The following is an 18,861-nucleotide window of genomic DNA, read 5'->3' as shown; positions in this document are numbered from 1 at the left end:
GCCTTGCGGCTGAACGTGTTCATCATACTGTGGATGCTGCTGCGGTGGTTAGAATGACGCCCTGCTTATTCTGCAGGCGGAGTTACAGTCGCTTTGTCTTTCTCGAAGCTGCTTTGTGCGGCTTTCAGATCATCCGGGTTGAATTTGATGCCGGATACGACCTTAGTGAGCAGATCAAGCATGTTCGTAGTCGCGCTCGCCGGGATGTAGCTCGTGATGTTCGAAGTAACAACCGTGCTGTTTGCAACCGCTTCTTGAACGGCATCCATAGCCGGATCGTCGTATTTAACCGTTACATCGGTGAAGGAAGTAAGTGCGCCGTCACCTTTCATGAACGGGCTGATAATGTCTTGCGTCGTCATGAGGTTGATCAGGTCTTTGGATTCCTGCATCAGTTCGGTCTTCGCATTGATACCGAGTGCTTCGTTGCTGCCGAGGCCCATTGCCACTTTGCCTTCGTCGTTCGCAAGCGGGAAGTAGCCGATATCGAACGGTTCGAAGCCGCCTTTGGAGATGTTATCCGCGTTGGCACCAGGCATCCACGGACCTTGAACGATCATGGCCGCTTCGCCGGAAGCGAACATTTGACCCGATTGCGGCCAGTCGATGCTGATCGCGTTTTTATTAAAGTAGCCTTTGGATTTCATCGTTTCGAAGTTGGAATACACCTTCTGAATCGTCGGATCCTCGTTGATTTTCACTTCGCCGTTGTAAATTTTCTTGCCGAGCGTTGGATCGCTCAGTTGGTAGGAGCTCATCCAGTTCGTGAAGAAGAGCTGCGCCGTCCATTGATCCTTGAAACCGAGCGTAATCGGCGTTTTGCCGGCGCCTTTGATTTTCTCGGCGGCGTCGAACAGCTCTTGCGTTGTTTTCGGAGGAGTAAGGCTAAGGTCGGAGAAAATTTTCTTGTTATACCAAACGCCGCCGCCGATGGATAGACCCATTGGTACGCCGAATGTTTTCCCGTCTGCATGGGTTTGGAAATCCTTCTGACCCCCGTCGTTCAGACGCGGCACCCATGGCTCTGCGGAGAGATCAAGCAGGTTGCCGGATTTTGCAAAATCTACCCCTTGGTAGAATACGACATCCGGTGCGGAGCCCGAAGCGAATTGCGCTTTCAGCTTATCGAAGTAAGTAGCGCCGAGTACGACATCCCATTGAATCGTCGCTTTCGGATACAGCTTCGCATATCCTTCTTCAACGGATTTCTTGAAAGCCACCATATGCGGGCGATCATCAAGGAACCAAGCGCCAACGCGAATCGTGAACTCCTTGTCATTGGCAGCCGGTGCAGCTGGTTCGTTAGTAGCCGCTTCATTGGTGCTCGTATCATTCGTAGCAGCCGTATTCGTAGTGGTATCGGTTGTTGTACTGCTGTTGTTCGTCGCTGTACTGCCCTCGTTGTTGTTTGAATTTCCGCAAGCTGACATTACCGTTGTCAGCAGCAGTACCCCCGCCAGCGCTGATAGTCCTTTGAGCTTCATTGCCACAACACCCTCTTCTCTCTTAATATCTCACAAGTTAAGTGTAGCGCTTTCATGATAGGGAGAGGATAGCTGCATTTTACCGTTTCTATGCTGGAATTGCTTTCTTATTCCTCCGCGAGTCCTTGCCCGCCTCTGACATGCGCGCGATAGGCACTCGGAGAGAGTCCAACCTTCTTCTTGAACATGAAGCTAAAATGGGCCGTGTCCTTAAAGCCGACCGCATAGGCAACCTCATAGGTTTTGAGATCCTCGCGAAGCAGCTTCGTCTTGGCCGCCTCAATCCGGTAATCCCACAGCATATCGGTAAAATTGTGACCGGTCTCCTTCTTGATCAGCCGGCTCAAGTACGAGTAATTGACGTTCAGCTTATTCGCCACAGCCTGCAGCGTCAGCTCCTCCGCGAATCGTTCGCGGATAATCTGCTTCACGTCCGAGATCACCTTCAGCGGCGAATCCTGCAGCTCCTGCTGCATGAAGACTTGATAGGCGATGAGCTGACGCTCCAGCTCCTTCATGATGTCAGTCAGCAGCACGGCTTTGATCAGCTTCTCGCGAATGTCGACGGACATGCCGTGCGAAGGACGAATGCCGAGATCCGCAAGCGCCGCCTCGGCTTTCTCAATGAGATGAAGCGCATAATGCTGCATGTCCTTCTTGCTTGCGCCGACGGAGAGCATGCTGCGATAAGAGTCCTTCAGCAGTGCGCGAATCTTCTCGGGATCGTTGCTTCGCAGCGCATCCGCAATCAGACTAAGCGATGCGTCCGTTTCCTTCTCTTTCTCCGTCAGGAACGATTCCATCGCATCGTAGGCAATGACGGAGTTCTTGCCGAGCAGCATGCGGTACTCCATGCATTTCTTCACTTGGCGCAGCGCCTCGGGCAGCCGGCAGAAGGTCGAGAAGATCTGGCTGATGCCGACCGACAACGACATGGCGCGAGATCCGCTGACCGATGTGATTTCCTTGGCGAAGGCCATCAATTGCTCGCGGCCGGCGGTAAGTCCGGTTTGTTGCCTTAGCGGCACGAACAAGTAGATCCCGCTTGCCGATGACGCCGTCCAGCCCTGCAGGCCGACGCCCCCGGCAGCCGTTTCGATTTGTCCGCGCAGATGAGCCGCCGCAAACGGAAAATGCTCGTTATCCGAGTTGCGCGGTGCATCAAGCTCTGCATATAGCAGAATGAACTCGCCGTCCTGCAATCCGCTTCCTTGCAGCCACTGCTGCTTATACCCCGCCGAATGCTGTTCATCTGCCAGCAGTTCGAAGAACTGATCATGCTCGCGCCAGCCCGCCAGCATCGGTTCATGCTCACGCAGCGATCCGACCGTGCGGATCAGCTCCTCCGGCAGGAAAGGTTTCGTCATGAAATCCGATACGCCCAGCTTCACCGCTTGCCGGGCATAATCGAACTCATGATAGGCCGTCAGAAAAATAATCGGCATGTCGGCATACCGCCTGCGCACATGCTCCGCAAACGTAATCCCATCCATAACGGGCATTCGAATATCGGTAATAATGACGTCCGGAAGCGAAGTGCAAGCGTTCAGCATGCCGAGCGCTTCTTCCCCGTTAGCCGCCGACCACGCCACCTCGCAGCCAATCGCAGCCCAGCCTTCCATACCGGCCAGAAATTCGCGAATCTCGCGTTCATCATCCACAATCATAATCCGCATGTGCTCAGCCCTCCTCGTTATCCTGCAAAATCTGTATTGGCATCAGCACCCTCGCCAATGTTGTCCCTTCAAGGTGGAGCAAAGTGATTCCGTACGTGTTCCCGTAATGAAGCCGCAGTCTGGCATTCACATTGTCTAAGCCGGTGCCCAATCCTTTCGGATGGTTCTGAAAGGAGTCGCCGTTTCCGGCGGCCGTCTCCAGAAGTCCTCCGCTAACGAGTGAGCTATTCTCGATCTCGATGACCAGCTCGTACTGCTCTTCCTTCACGGTGATGGTGATGGAGCCTCCTTCGGGCAGGCGGTCGATACCGTGAACGACGGCATTCTCTACCAGCGGCTGGAGAAGAAGCTTAGGGACGGCGATTTTGCGATACATATCAGGCAGGTCGATCGTATAGGTCAAACGCTCTCCGTAGCGGTAACGGTGAATTTCGAGATATTTGCGCACAAACTCCATCTCGGTACCCAGCTCGACAAACTGATTGCCGGGCGTGATCGAGAATCGGAAAATCCCGGATAAATGCTGCACCATCTGCGGGATATGCTTCGCCTTCTCCGGCGAGTGGGACATGATGCTGATATATTCCATCGTGTTATAAAGGAAATGCGGATTGATGTACATGCGGATGGCTTTAAGCTCTGCCTCGCGGACCAGCAGCTCGTTCTTATAGTTGGTCTCGATCAAGTGGCTTGTCCGCTGCACCAAGCTGTTGAAGCCGTTGCAGAGCATCGCGATTTCATCCGTCGTGGTGATGCCGCTGATGAGCTGATATTCCTCTCGCTCTGCCGCGCGCATTAACCGCGTTAAACGCTGAATGGGGATCGTGATTCTGCGCAGAATGACGTAGGTCACAATCGTAATCGCGAGCCAAGCTGCCAGCGTGACGCCAATGGAGAATAACGCCTGCTTCTGCACAAGTCCGCCGGTGCCGGGGTTCGCGAGCAGGACATATTGAAATTCGGAGTAACGCGATTTCTGCTGGATAACCAGCTCGCTCTGCAGCTTACGGCTGTTGAGCAAATGTCCGACTTCATTTTGCATGGAGGCTGTCATGATCTGATTATCTGAATTTGTAATATAAAAAGTATTTGGGGCGTAATCCTGGAACAGCGTCCGGACCTTAGCGGCATCGAGCGTAATGATTAGACGGCCGATCTCGGAATCGGCTGAGGGACGCTGGCCTTCATCGAAGATTTTGACCACGCAGGCCATGCGTTTATCGTCGTTAAAGAAAGCCCATTCCGGCATACGATCGAATTCGAACGGCATCTCCCAGAATGCTTCCGCGTAGAGCAGCCGCTTCTTGGTATCGGTGCTGTACAGCACCTTATTATTGATGCCAAGCACATACAAGTCGCCGACAAAATCGCCGATCTTGAGCCTCGCCGTCGTCAGCTCCGTCTGCAGCAGTTCCGAGACGGATGCGTTTAAGCTTGCGTTGACTTGGCCTTTCTTGACGTTGCGGAACATCGCTTGGAGGAGTACATTTTCGCTGATGGGCAGCATTTGGCTCTTAACGGCATAAAGCACTTCGTCAAACTTCTCGGCGGAGCCGGACAGTCCTTGCTGCGCTTCTTCGGTGGCCTTCTTCTCGATGAGATGACTGGAGCGGATGTAGAAGGTGGAACTGACGATAATTAACGGAATTAATGTAAGCAGCGAGTAGATGATGAGCATCTTGTAAAACAACCTGGAGCGAATGGGATCTAGCAGATGCGAGGTCAGCCATTTCATAGAGGAGTCTCCTATTCGGTTAGTAGCTGCTAGTGGGGTTTGCCTCTATTATGCTATAAACGATAGGATATTCAAGAGGAATTTGCATGGAGGGGGGCCCGAGCCGGGAGACAAACCTGGGGCCACAACAAAAAAGCCGAGAGCGTGGAACCCGTCTCTCAGCTTCATAATGAACGCTATGTCGGAATGCCGGCCCATCGTTATACGACGTCGCGCAATCTCACTTCCACCTGCTCCACCCAAGCGCCATCTCGATCTGCCAAGAGTGTCTCCCACTCCAGCTCCCGCGCGGCCTTCAAGTTGCGCTCCGCATCGTCAACGAACAAGATCCCCGCAGCTTGTTTGATTTGCGAGCTCACCAGCTGATAAATAGAGGGATCCGGCTTGCAGCATCCCGCTTCGCTTGATATGGTCACACTCGCAACGTGGCTGCGAATCGGCTCCAGCAGCGGCGCAATCCACTCATGTCGATGGTTGCTGAGCAGATGAATATCCGCATAGTTACTCCATGCCGATATGCGATGAAAAGCTGGAAGAGGCTTCAGATGTTTGGACATGCCCGCTCGCGCAAGCTGCGTATCAAGCCCCGAATCCTGCTCCTCCAGCCACCGCCAGAACGTTTGCTCATCGACCCGGCCTGTCCACAAATCTTCACGAAGATCTCGTTTGAAAGCAGTCCGCAGCGTATCGAACGAAACATTCGCCCTCCCCGCCACCTCTTCCCAGAATTCAGGCGTAAAATTCGTCAGCAGCACGCCTCCGACATCCAATACTAATTGGGGTCTGCTCATGATGTTGCATCAACCTCGAAGATCGAATCTACAACGACAGGCAGGTTATTTCGAAGCGAAACCGCCCCCAGCACCGACCTTGCGTGGATGCCTTTGCTCTCGCCGAACACTTCAAACAGCAAATCGGAGTAGCCGTTCAGCACTTTGTGATGCTCTTCGAAATCCGGCCCCGCATTGACGAAGCCTTGAATTTTGACCGCCCGCTTCACGCGATCGAGCGAGCCCAGCGTATCCTTCAGCACGGCCAGCACTTCCAGGCCCGCCAGCCTGGCAAATCGGTAACCGTCCTCTGTCGTATAATCAATGCCCAGCTTCCCCTTCGGGTTGCCGGCCGGCCCTTTGCCTGACACGAACACGAGACCGTTCACGATCATGCAATTGGCATATTTGGCAGCAGGCTCGCTAACCGTCGGCAGTTCAATATGTAATGATTTTAACCGTTCTTCAATCGATTGCTCGGACATCGTAACGCCTCCTCTTATTTTCTTGCGGGAAATCCGAACGCCAGCAGCACAAACCCGATGAACAAGAAAAACCAAACGAAGAAATTGCCGAAAAACATGCCAACGCCACCAAGATTATTCGCGTACAAATCCATATTCGCACTGTTCGAGGTCGCCACGGCATAAGCAATCAGCTTCACGCATCGTTCAATCGTATAGATAGCTGCGCCCGTTATCATAAAGACGGCGCCGAGTTTCATATAGGTTTTATTTTCCATTCTACACACTCCTTACGCATCGTTAAACATCTTCGCGCTTACATTTGATCCAAAATCAACCTCGCCAGCTCATCCCAATTCTTCCGATCTGTATTGATCTCCACGGTAGGCACTCCGGATAATTGCGCATGAATGCGGCACTGCTCCTGCGTTTGCAGCAGCTCTTCGCAGGCTTGTCTCACTTCTGCCTCGGACTTATCGGCCCACGCCGACGGAACCCTGCTCTTGATTCGCTCCTCCGTCACCTCAGGAGAAATCGTCAGCAGCATGCATTTCGCGCCCAGCGCTGCCAAATCCGCTTCCAGTCCGGCAATCTCCGATGCATTGCCTTCACCGGCATAAGCAACCCTATGGTTCAAATGGAATCGCTCCAGCACATAAAATAACCCTCTCGACTTCCGAGCATGGGGACCCAGATAAACCGCCCAATCGTTTAATTGTTTGAGCATGTCGACTCTGCTTCGCAACAGCTGGAGATGATCCTCTCGCGACAGCCTCTCGTACGATCCTTGGACGTTATTCAGAACTTGCGAATAGTGCTCGCCGAGGACGATGACGCTGTTTTCAGCCGTTTCATCCTGCGACTGCAGCTTCTTGATGGCCCGCAGCAGCGAGGTTTTGCCGGCATTCGAATAGCCTTCCAGAATGATGCCTCTTATGTTCAATGGGATTCTTCCTCCGCATGTAGAGTTCGTTGCTGCGCGGCAAAAGTAAGCCAATTGCCTCTAAACTCAATTGCGCGTCCATTCTTCTGCTCGGCGATGCTCTGGGGGATCACGCTTACGATGCGGATCTCCCAATCCCGATATAACTCTCGCAATAGATGGATTGTTTCTTCCGTCTTCGTAGGTAACTCTATTACTCCGGGACTTTGCGAGCCCAGCTCGACATCATATTCCACCACTTCCGTGTTGATCAAGATACAGTTGATTCCCCGATCTTTCGTTCCGCGGATCATCCGGTTCACGACAGCTTGAAAGGCAGCGAGATCCGAAACATGCTCCAGACAAGAACAAGCGACGATATAGTCGTAAGCATACGGTGGAATTTCATACTGTTCGACATCTGCTACCACGGGCCGGATCACGCTTTCCACGCCATACTGAGCAGCATATTGCTCCAGCTTCTCGATTGCTATGGGGAGCAAATCGACGCCAACGACCGTTCCGCCGGTCGGTTGAACTGCCTGCGCGATCGGGATGCTGTTTCGCCCAACGCCACAGCCCAGATCCAGTACATGAATCGGCTCGTATGTGACGAGCTCCTGCAGCAGGTTCATGACGGTTTTGACCGGCTTGGCGAGCCAAGTTCCGGGCGCAAACAGCTCTGTCTCAAGGTAGAACGCTTCGTGGTACCTCGTCTCCTGCTCCCTAGCCTCTGCAAAATGGTTCATACAGCACCTGCTTTCTCCTTTACTTATTTCGCAAACCCACAACATTTTCCTTTTTCGCGTGGAAATTGCTGAATTCAAGCTGCGTATAGGCGCGGATTATCTTAGTTGAAGGTCGCTTCGGAGTTTGAAAATTGCTGAAATCAGGCCGTGTGTACGTGCCAATTATCTTAGTTGAAGCTGCGCTGCGGAGCTTGGAAATTGCTGAAATCAAGCCGCGTATAGGCGCGGATTATCTTAGTTGAAGGTCGCTTCGGATACAGGGCATGCTGAATATTCTAACGAATCGTACAAGCCTTATTTGCGGGAAAATGACCCCAAAAATAATCTAACGAATCACAGAGGTCTTATTTGGCGTTCTGCATTACAATGGAAGCCGATTTTGTTGGAATAAGACTTCTACGATTCGTTAGAATCTCAAACTCTGAATATGGCCCAAATAAGACCTGTACGATTCGTTAGCGTAATTGACACCGGTATGCAGTGGCTGCGCGCTATTAAGCCGCATGCTATTGGGCTGCACGCTATCAAGCTGCAGCAAAAAAAGGCAAGCCACATCAAGCGGCTTGCCTTTTTTGCATCTTTTTTCCGCACCGCTCGCGAGCAATGCGCCTCCCGGCGGCGCGGTGCCACCGCAGGGCCAAACCCCCTGCGGTCTCGCTACGCTGCGCGAGCTGCCGTTTAGCCCTCATGCTCCGGCCGCTCGGCCAGCCAGTCTTCCAGCGTCGCGACGCGCTCCGGGAACTTGCTGCTTCTGGCGAGGAACCCTGCGCCGTGCTGCGGCATCGGATCTTGATCCGTCGGCTGGTAGCGCAGGTCTACGCTCCAGCGGACATGATCGGAATTGTTCGGCGTCGACATATGGAGCAGCCGGTCGTTGAACAAGATCGCGGTGCCTGCCTTCACCGGCAGCGCGATGGTTTTGCGAGAACCAAGCTGGTTCTCGTGCAGCGCGGTGTAGCCTGTGCCGCTGTAGGTTTCCGAGTGCCATTCCAGGAGCTTCGCGTTCTGGGTGCGCGGCTTAATGTGGAGACAGCCGTTCTCCAGCGTGGCATCTACGAACGAGATCCATACCGTGATGACGGGATTCGCATTGGAATCCGGCCAATAGGATTTATCTTGATGCCAAGGCACGGCGCCTGCCGCGACACGCGGCACTTTAGGCCTCACATTATAGACAGGGCTTGCGAAGATTTCCTCGCCGATCAACGACTCTACCGCATCAATGATCTTCGGATTGCTCAAGAGATGGTAATAACCCTCAAGCCGATCTCTCCACCCGCGTCCGAACTTGAGAAAGTCCTTATCCGTTAATCCCGCAAACAGCTTCGCGAGCCGGTATTGAAAAGGTTCATGCTCCAATTTGTCCGTAATCAGTCCATTGGCGGCCAAATCATCCGCAATAAGGGACACCTTATCGGACATAGCCTGCCGCGGCGCTGCCATATCTTCATCATTCAATAAGTCTTCCAAAATCAGATAACCGTCCCGATTGTACTGCTCCAGCTGCAAGTTGGATAAACTTCCGCGCGTTGCACGATGAATGGCCATTCCGATACCCCCGTTACCTGTAGTCCTTACGAGTTAAATGTATCATCGCAGCATCGAAATGTATTTATTTTCCTTTCCACGATTTTGTCAAAACTTCCGCTAAATCTTCTGTTTATTCCACCGTTATCGTCGCATAAACCTCGCCGTTGTAATGACTGTCCACGACTTCCTCGGTAAGCGAGAAACTGCATACCGCCGAGATATAGTAAGTGCCGGGCGGAAGCCGCAGTTCCTTCTCTGCATAGAAGGTGCGCCAGAAGTCGGCATCAGGATCGTCTGCGCCGTAACCGCCGCTTTTAAAGAACGGATATTCCGTCGTCTTGCCTTTCACGAGCTTAGTCGCGACCAACTCACTCGTGTTGGCGCCTTCCATGTTGAACTTCTTCCCATCCGTAATGGTGAATCCGATATACGTGTGGCCGCCCCAAATCGTAATGGAATCTCCTTCGCCAATGTAGGTCAAGCTGGCCGAATAGACGATCGGCTCATCCTTGGCGAAGGTTGTTTTGGCGATATTCAGCTTCATCTCGAACAGATCATCCTTGTACTGCAGCCGAGGTGCGGACATTTTCTTCTGTAAGGCGGGGTCAATGGCAGCCTCCTCGGGTTTCTTGCTGCCTGAGCTGCCGCAAGCAGATAACACCACCATCAGCATGATCATAATCATCGCTTTCATAACGTCCTCCTACTGGTCCGGCTTCTTACCCACCAGACGATTAACTCCGTTCAAAGGTTACTTCTCCGCACATAAAAAAGCAAAAGACCGGCGCTCTCCCGCCGGTCTCTCACTTTGCTCAGCCTATGCTTGATTACTTAATGTTCGCCAAGTAAGCTTGGTTTTGCTCATTGAAGTATTTGGTCATGGCCTCCAGCGATTTCTCGTCCGCTCCTTGTTGAACGGCGAGCGCTTGGAATTCCTTCCACATCGACTCGAATTGAGCGTCGTCCTTAGCAGCCAATGTCTTCGTCAGCGTTTTCTCGAAGGCATCGCGGTTCTTCCAGAACGCATCCGCTTCCGCTACGCTGCCAAAGAAGTTCCAGATCTCGTGACCTTTGTTCAGCATCGTCGCAAAATTCGATTGCGCCTCTCCCGGCAGGTTACCCGGATCGAAGAATCCGAGGGCGTCCGCCGCACTAAGCGTTCTAGTGTACGTATTATAAGGAGCAAGAGGACCTGCACCCCACATATAGCTCGGATAATACGGCCATGCGAAGCCGTAGCCATCTGTCGTGCTGATACGAGTGTTGAACAGGTTATACGAAAGCTGTGCGCCATTCGATTGGTTCGTATACACCATCGCATCTTCCAAATCTTTGTTCACGAATACGCGTTTGCCGTCTTTCTCTTCGAACAGACCCGCGCTCTTCGGTCCCCACTCATACATTTTCTCGCCCGTTTCGGAAATCATGTAGTCCAGGAAACGGATGACTTGCGGCAAGTCTTCCTCGGAGACTTTGTCCTTGAAGATGAGAATGGAGAAGTTGATGCCGTTCTGGCCATAAGGCATGATCGTTCTGGAGAAGTCGATCGGCGCATCGATAAATAGCTTTCTGTACCGATATGGCTTGTTAGCGGCTTTCAGTACGCCCGCATCCGGCGTATCGTACATATACGGTACGGCATATTGACCGTTATTCAGCTTCTCAAGGTGAGTTGCGTTGTTCTCAAGGAGCGAATTGGGATCCATGACTTTGTCGCGGACGAGCTTATTGAATTCCGCAATGCCGGACTTGAACCAATCTTGCTGGAACGAATATTTGATGCTCTTCGAAGCTTTGTCGTAGTAAGTAAAGTAGTTGTTGTTAGCGGGAACTCGGTAAAGGTTATTGAAGAATTGCGTCATCAGGCTCCAGTTGTCGCCCCCGCCGAAGCCATAGGTGACCTGCACCGGCTTGCCGTTTTCTTTCAGCCCTTTATCTTTAATCACCTTTTGAACATCGTACAGGAATTTAATCATATCATCCGTGGATTTAATGGGAACGTCGAAAATCTCTTCTTTCGTGAACTTGCCGTTCTTGAGGTACAAGGCGTCGATCTCGTCTTGTGTCTTCGCGTTCGGGTACAGCATTTTCAAAATATCGTCGCGAACCCAAATCCAGTTGTACCCCAGCGAGCTGTTCAAAGGGCTCGGCGGCACGAAATCAGGATTCAGCTGCTTGATTGAACCGTCCGGATTGCCGACCATCGTCGGGAAACCCCAGATTTTGTTGCCATCCAGATGTTTGGACGTAATTTGCTCTTCAATTAACGGGAAGACGTCAAATGGCATTCTCTTCGCCACATGCGGAGCGTACCTCGCGATGGCGTCCGTTAATTCGTACACTTTGCCTGCTTTGATCAAGTCTTGGAACGGTGCCATGTCGCCGTCCACGAAAGCAATATCCGGCCAGTCATTGGAAGCGTTTAGCAGACCCATCTTCACTTTGACATCTTGGCCGCCATTGTCGAACGAACCGTTCTTGTCTATTGTCACGCCGGTAACGCGTTTGATTTCCGGCGTCACGACATCTTTGTCCGACGCAGGGCGTTTGGCGTCGCCGCTGCCATGCGTGTACCATGCTTTCAAATTCAGCTGTTTGCCCGTCCAGTCCGGCAGCTCCGAGCTGTCGGATACTTTGTCTAACAGGTCATAATACGCAGCGGGCTCAGCAGCCGTATTCGCAGCATCGGTGTCGTTTGTCGTCTCCGTGCTTGTATTTGTGCTGGTGCTCGTGTTCGCTGCCGGCTCGTTTTTGGCGGTATCGGTATTGGTATTGGTATTACCGTTCGAACATCCTGCGATGATGGTAACGGTCATGATCACCGAAAGAAGAACGGATAATGTTTTTCTTGTTCTGTTTTTCATCTTATGGCCTCCTGATTAATGGTTATCGGTTTGGCAGCATACATGAAATATGAGATAATGAAACCGCAAATAGATCGCTGAACATGCTTGGAAAGCGCAGCCGGCTGCATACGTTTCGCGACCGAATCAGCCTGCAACGCGCCTTCAAGGCGTGTTCTTTTTATTTCCTCCTCTCCCTCGTTGTACCCCTCTTCAAATTTGGACATTCCGCTTGCCGCTTTAGTCGTACCCGCCTCACCTCCCGAAAGAATTACTCTTTAACAGCGCCCAGCGTGACGCCTTTTACGAAAAACCGTTGCAGGAACGGATAAATCAAAATAATCGGAATCGACGTCACGATAATATTGGCTGCTCGGATCGCTTGCGGCGTAATGTGAGGCTGTCCGGAGGAAATGACGGTAATGTTCTTCATCAGCGCCTCCTCCATCAGTTTGGCGACCCGTTCGCCTTCCTTCAGGATTTGCATGAGAATGTATTGCATCGTAAACAGCTTGTGATTGGTCACGTAATAAAGCGTCGTCGTCCAATCGTTCCAATGGTAGACCGCAGTCCACAGCGTCATGACGGCGATGATCGGCATCGACAGCGGCATGTAAATTCGGGTCATAATGGTAAAATCGTTCGCTCCGTCGATTCGGGCAGACTCGCCCAAGCTATCGGGAATCGTGTACAAGTAAGAGCGGATGATGACCATGTTGTAGAGGCTAAACGAAACCGGAAGAATATACACCCAGAACGTATTCGATACGTGCAGCTCCGAGTAAATCAGGTAAGTCGGGATTAACCCGCCGTTAAAGTACATCGGTATGATTAGGAAAATGAGCAGCGCCCCTCTTCCCGAAACATCCTTCAACGTAAACGCATAGGCGCAAGCGAATTGAACAATGACTGCAAGCAACGTCCCTGCAGCGACTCTGCACAAGGATATCCATAACGCATGGATGACCTCTTCGTTCTGGAACAAGAGCATGAAATTGTTGAATGTAAACACTCGCGGGTAAATGGTGATGCCGCCGAACTGAGAATCAATCGGATCGTTGAATGCGAAGGCCAGCACATTCAGGAAGGGGAACACCATGATGAAGACCAGCACCGACAGGAAAACGATATTGGCGACTTTGAATATTTTATAAGACGCAGATTCGTGGTTCATAAGGACTCCCCTCAAGGTGAACTTATACGTTCATATCGTTTAAAAAATCGAAATCCGGGAAACTTTCTTAGCGATTTGGTTGGCGGCGATAATGAATGTAAAGGCGACAAGCCCTTCCACGAAACCGATGGCAGCTGCGGTCGAGTAATTCCCCTGCTGGATACCGGATGAGAACACGACGGTGGAGATAACCGGATAGTCGATGAATGCGTTCTGCATGCCGTACACCAGCTCGAAATTACTGCCAAACAACGAGCCAAGCGTGAAAATCAACATGATCACGGCGGTTGTCTTCATGCCGGGAAGTGTAATGTAGCGATGCTGCTGGAACCGGTTGGCTCCGTCGATCTTGGCCGCCTCGTATAAGCTCGGATCAATGGAGGTGATTGCTGCAAGGAAGACGATTGTTCCCCAACCGACCTCTTTCCACACGCTGAGCAGGAGCAGCAACGGAACGAACAGCGCCTGATGGGACAAGAACATGGATCGTTCGGTATCCGCCCCCAGAAGCATGACCTTCAAATCGTTAATCGGACCGTCGACGTCAAGCAAGGAATAAGTTAAACCTACGACCGCGATCCAGGACAGAAAGTGCGGCATGTAGCTTAACGTCTGCACGCTTCGTTTAAACAGCCCGTTCTTCAGTTCATTAATCAGAAGCGCGAGCAGGATCGGAGCCGGAAAGCTGACGAGAATCATCATGACACTAAGCAGAAAGGTGTTTAGAATGGCCTTTCGCAGCATCGGAACATGAAAGATTTCATTAATGTGCTTAAACCCGACCCAGGGGCTGTGCCACAGTCCGGTGAAAATATTGTGGTCCTGAAAGGCGACCAGAATGCCGGGCATTGGCAAATAACTGAAAATGAACGTCAGGACGACGGAAGGAAGCATTAACAAATAAGCGAAATAGCTCTTCTTAAACTTTCGCTTCCAATTCGGTTTCCTGGATAGATTCACGTGCGGAGCCACGTTTCCTTCGCTCGTCGTAACCGCCTTCACTTTGACTCCCCCTTCTAAGCGCATCTGTATGACTTGGATTTAGCATATCGTTTGAAAGCGCTTAATTAAAGCCAATATGCGGAAATCTGATATAAGAATCAGGAAAGTTTGAACAAAAAAACCTGCGTAGGAGCGCAGGTCTATCGTGCAGCTTCCAGCGGGGGGGCCTCGCCGATGCTGATTGCGGCAGGAATCCGGATGATAACCGTCGTTCCGTTACCCGGCTCGCTCTGAATTTCCAGCTTGTGCAGCTTTGGGTAAAAGATCTCCAGCCGTTTCCTCACGTTCTTCATGCCATAACCTCCGTACAGCCCGTTAGCTTCGCCTTCGAGCAGCCGCTCGATTTGGACAGACTCCATTCCCGCTCCATTATCGGATATGGCGAATAGGACATCGTCGCCATCTTGCTTCGCCGATATTCGAATGAGGCCGCCTGTTTCCCGCCCGATTAACCCGTGCAGGACAGCGTTCTCCACGACCGGCTGCAGCAGGTGTTTGAGTACAGGCCGGTAACCAATTCCCTCGTCATATTCGATTTCATAGTGGAACTCGGTACCGAAAGCGAATTTCTGAAGACGCAAGTACTGCTCGATCATTTCCAATTCCTGCACAATCGTCACGATGCTGCTGCCTTTATTCAAGGCAATTCGGTAATATTTGACCATCGAGTTGATGACGTCCTTGACCTGCTTGTCCCCGCTAATGGAACGAATTGTAGATAGGGTGTTGTAGAGAAAGTGAGGATTAAATCGCTCCTGGAGCAGCTGCGTCTCCAGCATCTTCCGCTCAAGCTCGTAATCCGTGATGCGTTTGTAGTATTCCTTGACCCTCTGAATCAGTTCAAAATAAGAATTGCCCATTCTCTCAAACTCGTCGTTGGTGGTATAGGTCAGCATCGTATCGTCGTCGCTTATGAGGCTTTCCACGTTTTTGTTCATTTTGCGAAGCAGCGTTTCGAGCCTCTTAGTCAAGTAATGAGAGACGACCTCGACCGTAAAGATGAGAATGGCGATGATGATGAGAAAAATGACGCCGACGGAAACCCAGTACCACTTCAACTCTTGGAATACGAGGCTCTTCGGAATGTACCAGGAAATATGGCCGACCGGCGTGTGCAAGGGATGGCTCAGAACATAGAAGGAAGACTCCGGCTTCACGTCGGCATCGGCCCTCAGCTGATAATCGCCATACTGCCCGGATCCTTCAAAATTAATATAGCTTCCTTTGGGAATGTCATAAGGGAAGAAATCGATCAGCTGGTTCAACTGGATGCGCATCTCGATAATGGCCAGCGGTCTATTAAGCGATATTAATTTTTTATAGGCATAAATATAATCGGCCGTTACGGCGGAGTTAGCGTTCAGCTTCGCTTTTTTGATTAACCAGAGAAGCTCCGAGTTATTCGTGTTCAGAATGGCATCTTTAAGACTTGTCCCCGCATCTGCTTGTTCATTCTCTAAATTGACGATGCTCCGCATGTATTCCCCATCGTAATTCGTATCCTTCAGGGCATAAATGACCAGTTCCGTCTGGGTATTTTCCGTCTTGGCCGCCTTCATGACACTCTGCAAGTAGTCGCTGAAATTCATGATGCGGACCAGGTTATTATCGATATAAGTCGTCTCTAAATAATTGATAATGAAGTAGTTGCTGTTAATGAATTCGACTTTATTGACGTTGGAGTCCAGCAGTGCATTCACGCTGTTCACGCTGCTTTCAAGCTGGGAGCTTTTCTCGGCCAATATATCCTTTACTTTGCTGCTGTAAATCCGGCTTGTCAGGAAGGAACCGAGCACGAGCATCGGCAGCAGCGCAAAGACGAAGATAATCGCCGCTACTTTATGTCGGTACCTTAACCGATTCAGTTTGAACATGGTTTCGCCCCCGATCTCACGGTCATGAGCATTAAAGCGCGGCTTTGCTTTTGAATTCAGCAGGTGTCATGCCTACGTTTTTCTTGAACGCAAGAATGAAGTAGGAGGTGCTCACATAACCGACAGCTTCCGCTACTGCGGCTACCTTGCTCCCCTCTTCCTTGAGGAGCTGCTTGGCCTTATCCGTTCGGAACTGAACCAAATAATCGAAGATGGTCTGTCCGGTTTCCTTCTTGAACAATCCGTTGGCATGGCGCCCGCTCAAATACACGGATTTCGAAATTTCCTCGATGGAGATTTGATCGCGGTAGTTATCATGGATCATCTGCTTAATCGCGGCGATGATTTTCACATTCTTGGAGCTGTTGCGGTCGGTTACACGCTCCTTAATGACCTCGAATGATTGCCTGATCCACTGCACGACCTCTTCCTTCGTACTCATGCGATTTAACTTGTCCCACACCGCCATGTTATCGCCGAAAATATCCTTCATCGATTGGTTCGCTTCCATAAACAGAATACCCGACAGATGGGAGCATAACAGCGCAAAGCCCTTTACGTAATTCTCGCCTTGCCTCACGTTCGCGGCATTCAAGTACTTCTCGATAAATTCCTCCACGTCTTGTCCGTTTCCGAATGACATGAGCGCTTTCATATCCTGGTAGACTTCCACCAAACTCGGCATGTCCTCCACCGGAATGTCCGAACGGTCGTCGATTTCTTCGAAACGAATAATCGGATTGCTGCCGCTGTAGAAACGCGTATTCACCGCCTGCTGCGATTGCATATATAAGGTTTCAAGCTCGGTCAGCTCGCGAGAGCTCTTGCTGATGCCCATCGTCGTATTGATGTCCAGCTCTCCGTTGATTGCCGTATGGAGCTGGACGGCCGCGTCGATGACTTCTTCATCCTTGCTGGGTTCAAGATCAAACACGATAACGGCGTATTCGTCCGCCGAAATTTGAACCGGATACATCGCTCTGGAGGCGGTTCCTGCCTTGGAGATTAAGTTCTTGATCGAGTAGGAAAGAAAGTAGGCATCCCTGGCGCTTCGGTGCTCCCGCTTCCGATCCGCGGCCAAGGAATTAATGGAGATGACGCTCATGTTCGCCTCTTCGGCGATTGGAAGTGCGAGGAATTCAATTTTGTCCAGAATATCTTCTTTCGTGCGGAAGTTGCCCAGGAGCACTTCCTTCAGAAATTGTTCCTGCACGAGCGGAAGCATCCCTTCCAGCTGTCGCAGCATGCGCTCTTTCTCGATTTGCTCGCGATGCTGCTGCGTAAACTCGGCAAGGAGCTTATGAATGGCCAGTTCCAATTCATCAGGCATAATTGGCTTGAGCACATATCCGTAGATCCCAAGCTCGACGGCGGATTTGGCAAATTCGAAATCGCTGTGAGAGCTGACGAAGATGATTTTGACGTTCGGATGCGATTGTCTAATGCGGACCGACAGTTCCACTCCGTTCATTAACGGCATCGCGATGTCCGTAATGACGATATGGGGTCTGAGGTCGTCCATGCGAGAAAGCGCTTCCAAACCATTCGCGAACAGACCGACGACTTCGATGCCAAGCGACGTCCATTCGATTACCTCTTTGATTGTATTCCGCTCATACTTGTTGTCATCCACGATGAATAATCTGAACATCGCATTCACGTCCTTATCCCCGGATGCACTGCTAGCTCCATTATTTCAATAAAAGGGCAAGGAACACAATACCCTACCCCTCATCCCGATATTTCCGCGGCGTGACGCCGTTCACTTTCATAAACACGTTGTAGAAGGACGGCTCGCTCTGATAACCGACAATCTCGGCGATTTCTTTCACTTGAAGGCTGGTTGTGCGCAAATATCGCTTCGCCGCCTCCATTCGGCAGTAGATCAGAAACTGAATCGGACTTACGCCCATCTCGTCTTTAAAGAGGTGGGCAAGATGAAATTTGTTTAGATAGGTGGCCTCGGCAAGCGACTCCAGCGTGAGCGGAGCGCTGTAGTTTTCTTCAATAATCCGCTTCGCTTTCCAAACCGCTTCCTTCGAGGGCACTCTTGTCCGTTCCGCCGCATCGCTGTAATGGGCAATCCGCGCCAGCTTGGCAAACAGGATGGCGAGGTAATGATTCGCAATCGTCTGCGATTCCGGCTCGTTTCTGCGAAACTCGGAGATACAATCGCGCATTAAATTACGAATAACCGGAAGCTGGTCATGCAGATGAAGGATTGGCGCGGCAGCAGGCGGAAGAAAGAAATCCGGTGGAAGCTCCTCGACCTGCAGCTCTCTGAATCCGATATAGGAAGCGCGAAAAGGATGCTTCGTCGACTGCTCCTTATGCCACACGCCGCGATGATAGACGAGCAGCGTTCCCGCTCCTGCTGTGTAGCTCCTCCCGTCGATCTCAAACATGCCTTCGCCTTCCTCAATAAGCAAGATCTCGCTATTGGCATCATGTTTATGCAGCTCCAGCAGGAACCGATCCGGATTGCCGCTTAAGTCAAACGAGCCGCCTGCCAGGAACAGCGGCGGTCTGCGAAATATTGTTGATTCACTCATGCCGATTCCCTCCTAACCTTACGCAAGAATGAATACTTTTTTGCCCAAGTTCACTTATTGTCTCGCTTGGCCGGATGACATAACCT

General features: G+C 51.3%; 17 protein-coding genes. All 17 read right to left on the bottom strand.

All coding sequences use genetic code 11. The annotated features are described in order from the left end of the window. Positions 1 to 65 precede the first annotated feature (65 nt). A complete protein-coding gene (locus BM412_RS22175) occupies positions 66 to 1,484 on the bottom strand; it encodes an ABC transporter substrate-binding protein (protein WP_091223350.1) in 1,419 nt (472 codons plus the stop codon). 107 nt (positions 1,485 to 1,591) lie between these two features. After that, positions 1,592 to 3,160, bottom strand: coding sequence for a response regulator transcription factor (locus BM412_RS22170; RefSeq protein ID WP_091223348.1), 1,569 nt, complete (start codon positions 3,158 to 3,160; stop codon positions 1,592 to 1,594). Between the two features lie 4 nt (positions 3,161 to 3,164). Then, positions 3,165 to 4,895 carry a histidine kinase gene (locus tag BM412_RS22165; protein WP_091223346.1) on the bottom strand — a complete coding sequence of 577 codons (1,731 nt, stop codon included), beginning with the start codon at positions 4,893 to 4,895 and terminating at the stop codon, positions 3,165 to 3,167. Positions 4,896 to 5,095: 200 nt separating this feature from the next. Then, a complete protein-coding gene (locus BM412_RS22160) occupies positions 5,096 to 5,686 on the bottom strand; it encodes an HAD-IA family hydrolase (RefSeq protein ID WP_091223344.1) in 591 nt (196 codons plus the stop codon). Continuing rightward, entirely contained in the window at positions 5,683 to 6,150 is a 468-nt protein-coding gene (locus BM412_RS22155; protein ID WP_091223343.1) for a RidA family protein, read from the bottom strand. The genes BM412_RS22160 and BM412_RS22155 overlap by 4 nt, the downstream gene beginning before the upstream one ends. Positions 6,151 to 6,164: 14 nt before the next feature. Further along, complete coding sequence (locus BM412_RS22150; RefSeq protein ID WP_091223341.1) at positions 6,165 to 6,407, bottom strand: hypothetical protein; 243 nt, start codon at positions 6,405 to 6,407, stop codon at positions 6,165 to 6,167. Between the two features lie 38 nt (positions 6,408 to 6,445). Further along, a complete protein-coding gene (locus BM412_RS22145) occupies positions 6,446 to 7,072 on the bottom strand; it encodes a hypothetical protein (protein WP_091223339.1) in 627 nt (208 codons plus the stop codon). Continuing rightward, entirely contained in the window at positions 7,069 to 7,800 is a 732-nt protein-coding gene (locus BM412_RS22140) for a class I SAM-dependent methyltransferase (RefSeq protein WP_091223337.1), read from the bottom strand. The genes BM412_RS22145 and BM412_RS22140 overlap by 4 nt, the downstream gene beginning before the upstream one ends. Positions 7,801 to 8,478: 678 nt before the next feature. Continuing rightward, positions 8,479 to 9,348 (bottom strand): phytanoyl-CoA dioxygenase family protein, encoded by an 870-nt coding sequence (locus BM412_RS22130; RefSeq protein ID WP_091223333.1) that lies wholly within the window; start codon positions 9,346 to 9,348, stop codon positions 8,479 to 8,481. A 112-nt stretch (positions 9,349 to 9,460) separates the two neighbouring features. Next, positions 9,461 to 10,024 carry a hypothetical protein gene (locus BM412_RS22125; protein ID WP_091223331.1) on the bottom strand — a complete coding sequence of 188 codons (564 nt, stop codon included), beginning with the start codon at positions 10,022 to 10,024 and terminating at the stop codon, positions 9,461 to 9,463. 133 nt (positions 10,025 to 10,157) lie between these two features. Further along, positions 10,158 to 12,194, bottom strand: a complete 2,037-nt coding sequence (locus BM412_RS22120; protein WP_091223329.1) for a type 2 periplasmic-binding domain-containing protein — start codon at positions 12,192 to 12,194, stop codon at positions 10,158 to 10,160. Further along, the gene (locus BM412_RS22115; RefSeq protein ID WP_091223327.1) at positions 12,191 to 12,400 is read right to left on the bottom strand and encodes a hypothetical protein; all 210 of its coding nucleotides are present in this window, start codon (positions 12,398 to 12,400) and stop codon (positions 12,191 to 12,193) included. Before BM412_RS22115 ends, BM412_RS22120 begins: the two co-directional genes overlap by 4 nt. A 44-nt stretch (positions 12,401 to 12,444) precedes the next feature. After that, the gene (locus BM412_RS22110; RefSeq protein WP_091223325.1) at positions 12,445 to 13,347 is read right to left on the bottom strand and encodes a carbohydrate ABC transporter permease; all 903 of its coding nucleotides are present in this window, start codon (positions 13,345 to 13,347) and stop codon (positions 12,445 to 12,447) included. A 39-nt stretch (positions 13,348 to 13,386) separates the two neighbouring features. After that, positions 13,387 to 14,349, bottom strand: coding sequence for an ABC transporter permease (locus tag BM412_RS22105; protein WP_177246011.1), 963 nt, complete (start codon positions 14,347 to 14,349; stop codon positions 13,387 to 13,389). A 140-nt stretch (positions 14,350 to 14,489) separates the two neighbouring features. Further along, positions 14,490 to 16,223 (bottom strand): sensor histidine kinase, encoded by a 1,734-nt coding sequence (locus tag BM412_RS22100; RefSeq protein WP_091223321.1) that lies wholly within the window; start codon positions 16,221 to 16,223, stop codon positions 14,490 to 14,492. A gap of 31 nt (positions 16,224 to 16,254) precedes the next feature. Further along, a complete protein-coding gene (locus BM412_RS22095) occupies positions 16,255 to 17,874 on the bottom strand; it encodes a response regulator transcription factor (RefSeq protein ID WP_091223319.1) in 1,620 nt (539 codons plus the stop codon). A gap of 73 nt (positions 17,875 to 17,947) precedes the next feature. Beyond that, the gene (locus BM412_RS22090) at positions 17,948 to 18,775 is read right to left on the bottom strand and encodes a helix-turn-helix transcriptional regulator (RefSeq protein ID WP_091223317.1); all 828 of its coding nucleotides are present in this window, start codon (positions 18,773 to 18,775) and stop codon (positions 17,948 to 17,950) included. Between the last annotated feature and the right edge of the window lie 86 nt (positions 18,776 to 18,861).

Source organism: Paenibacillus sp. BC26 (assembly GCF_900116125.1).
In the GTDB taxonomy this organism is placed as follows: domain Bacteria; phylum Bacillota; class Bacilli; order Paenibacillales; family Paenibacillaceae; genus Paenibacillus_Z; species Paenibacillus_Z lignilyticus.
Note: the sequence above shows the minus strand (reverse complement) of the source record. Positions and strands in the feature narration are given on the sequence as shown.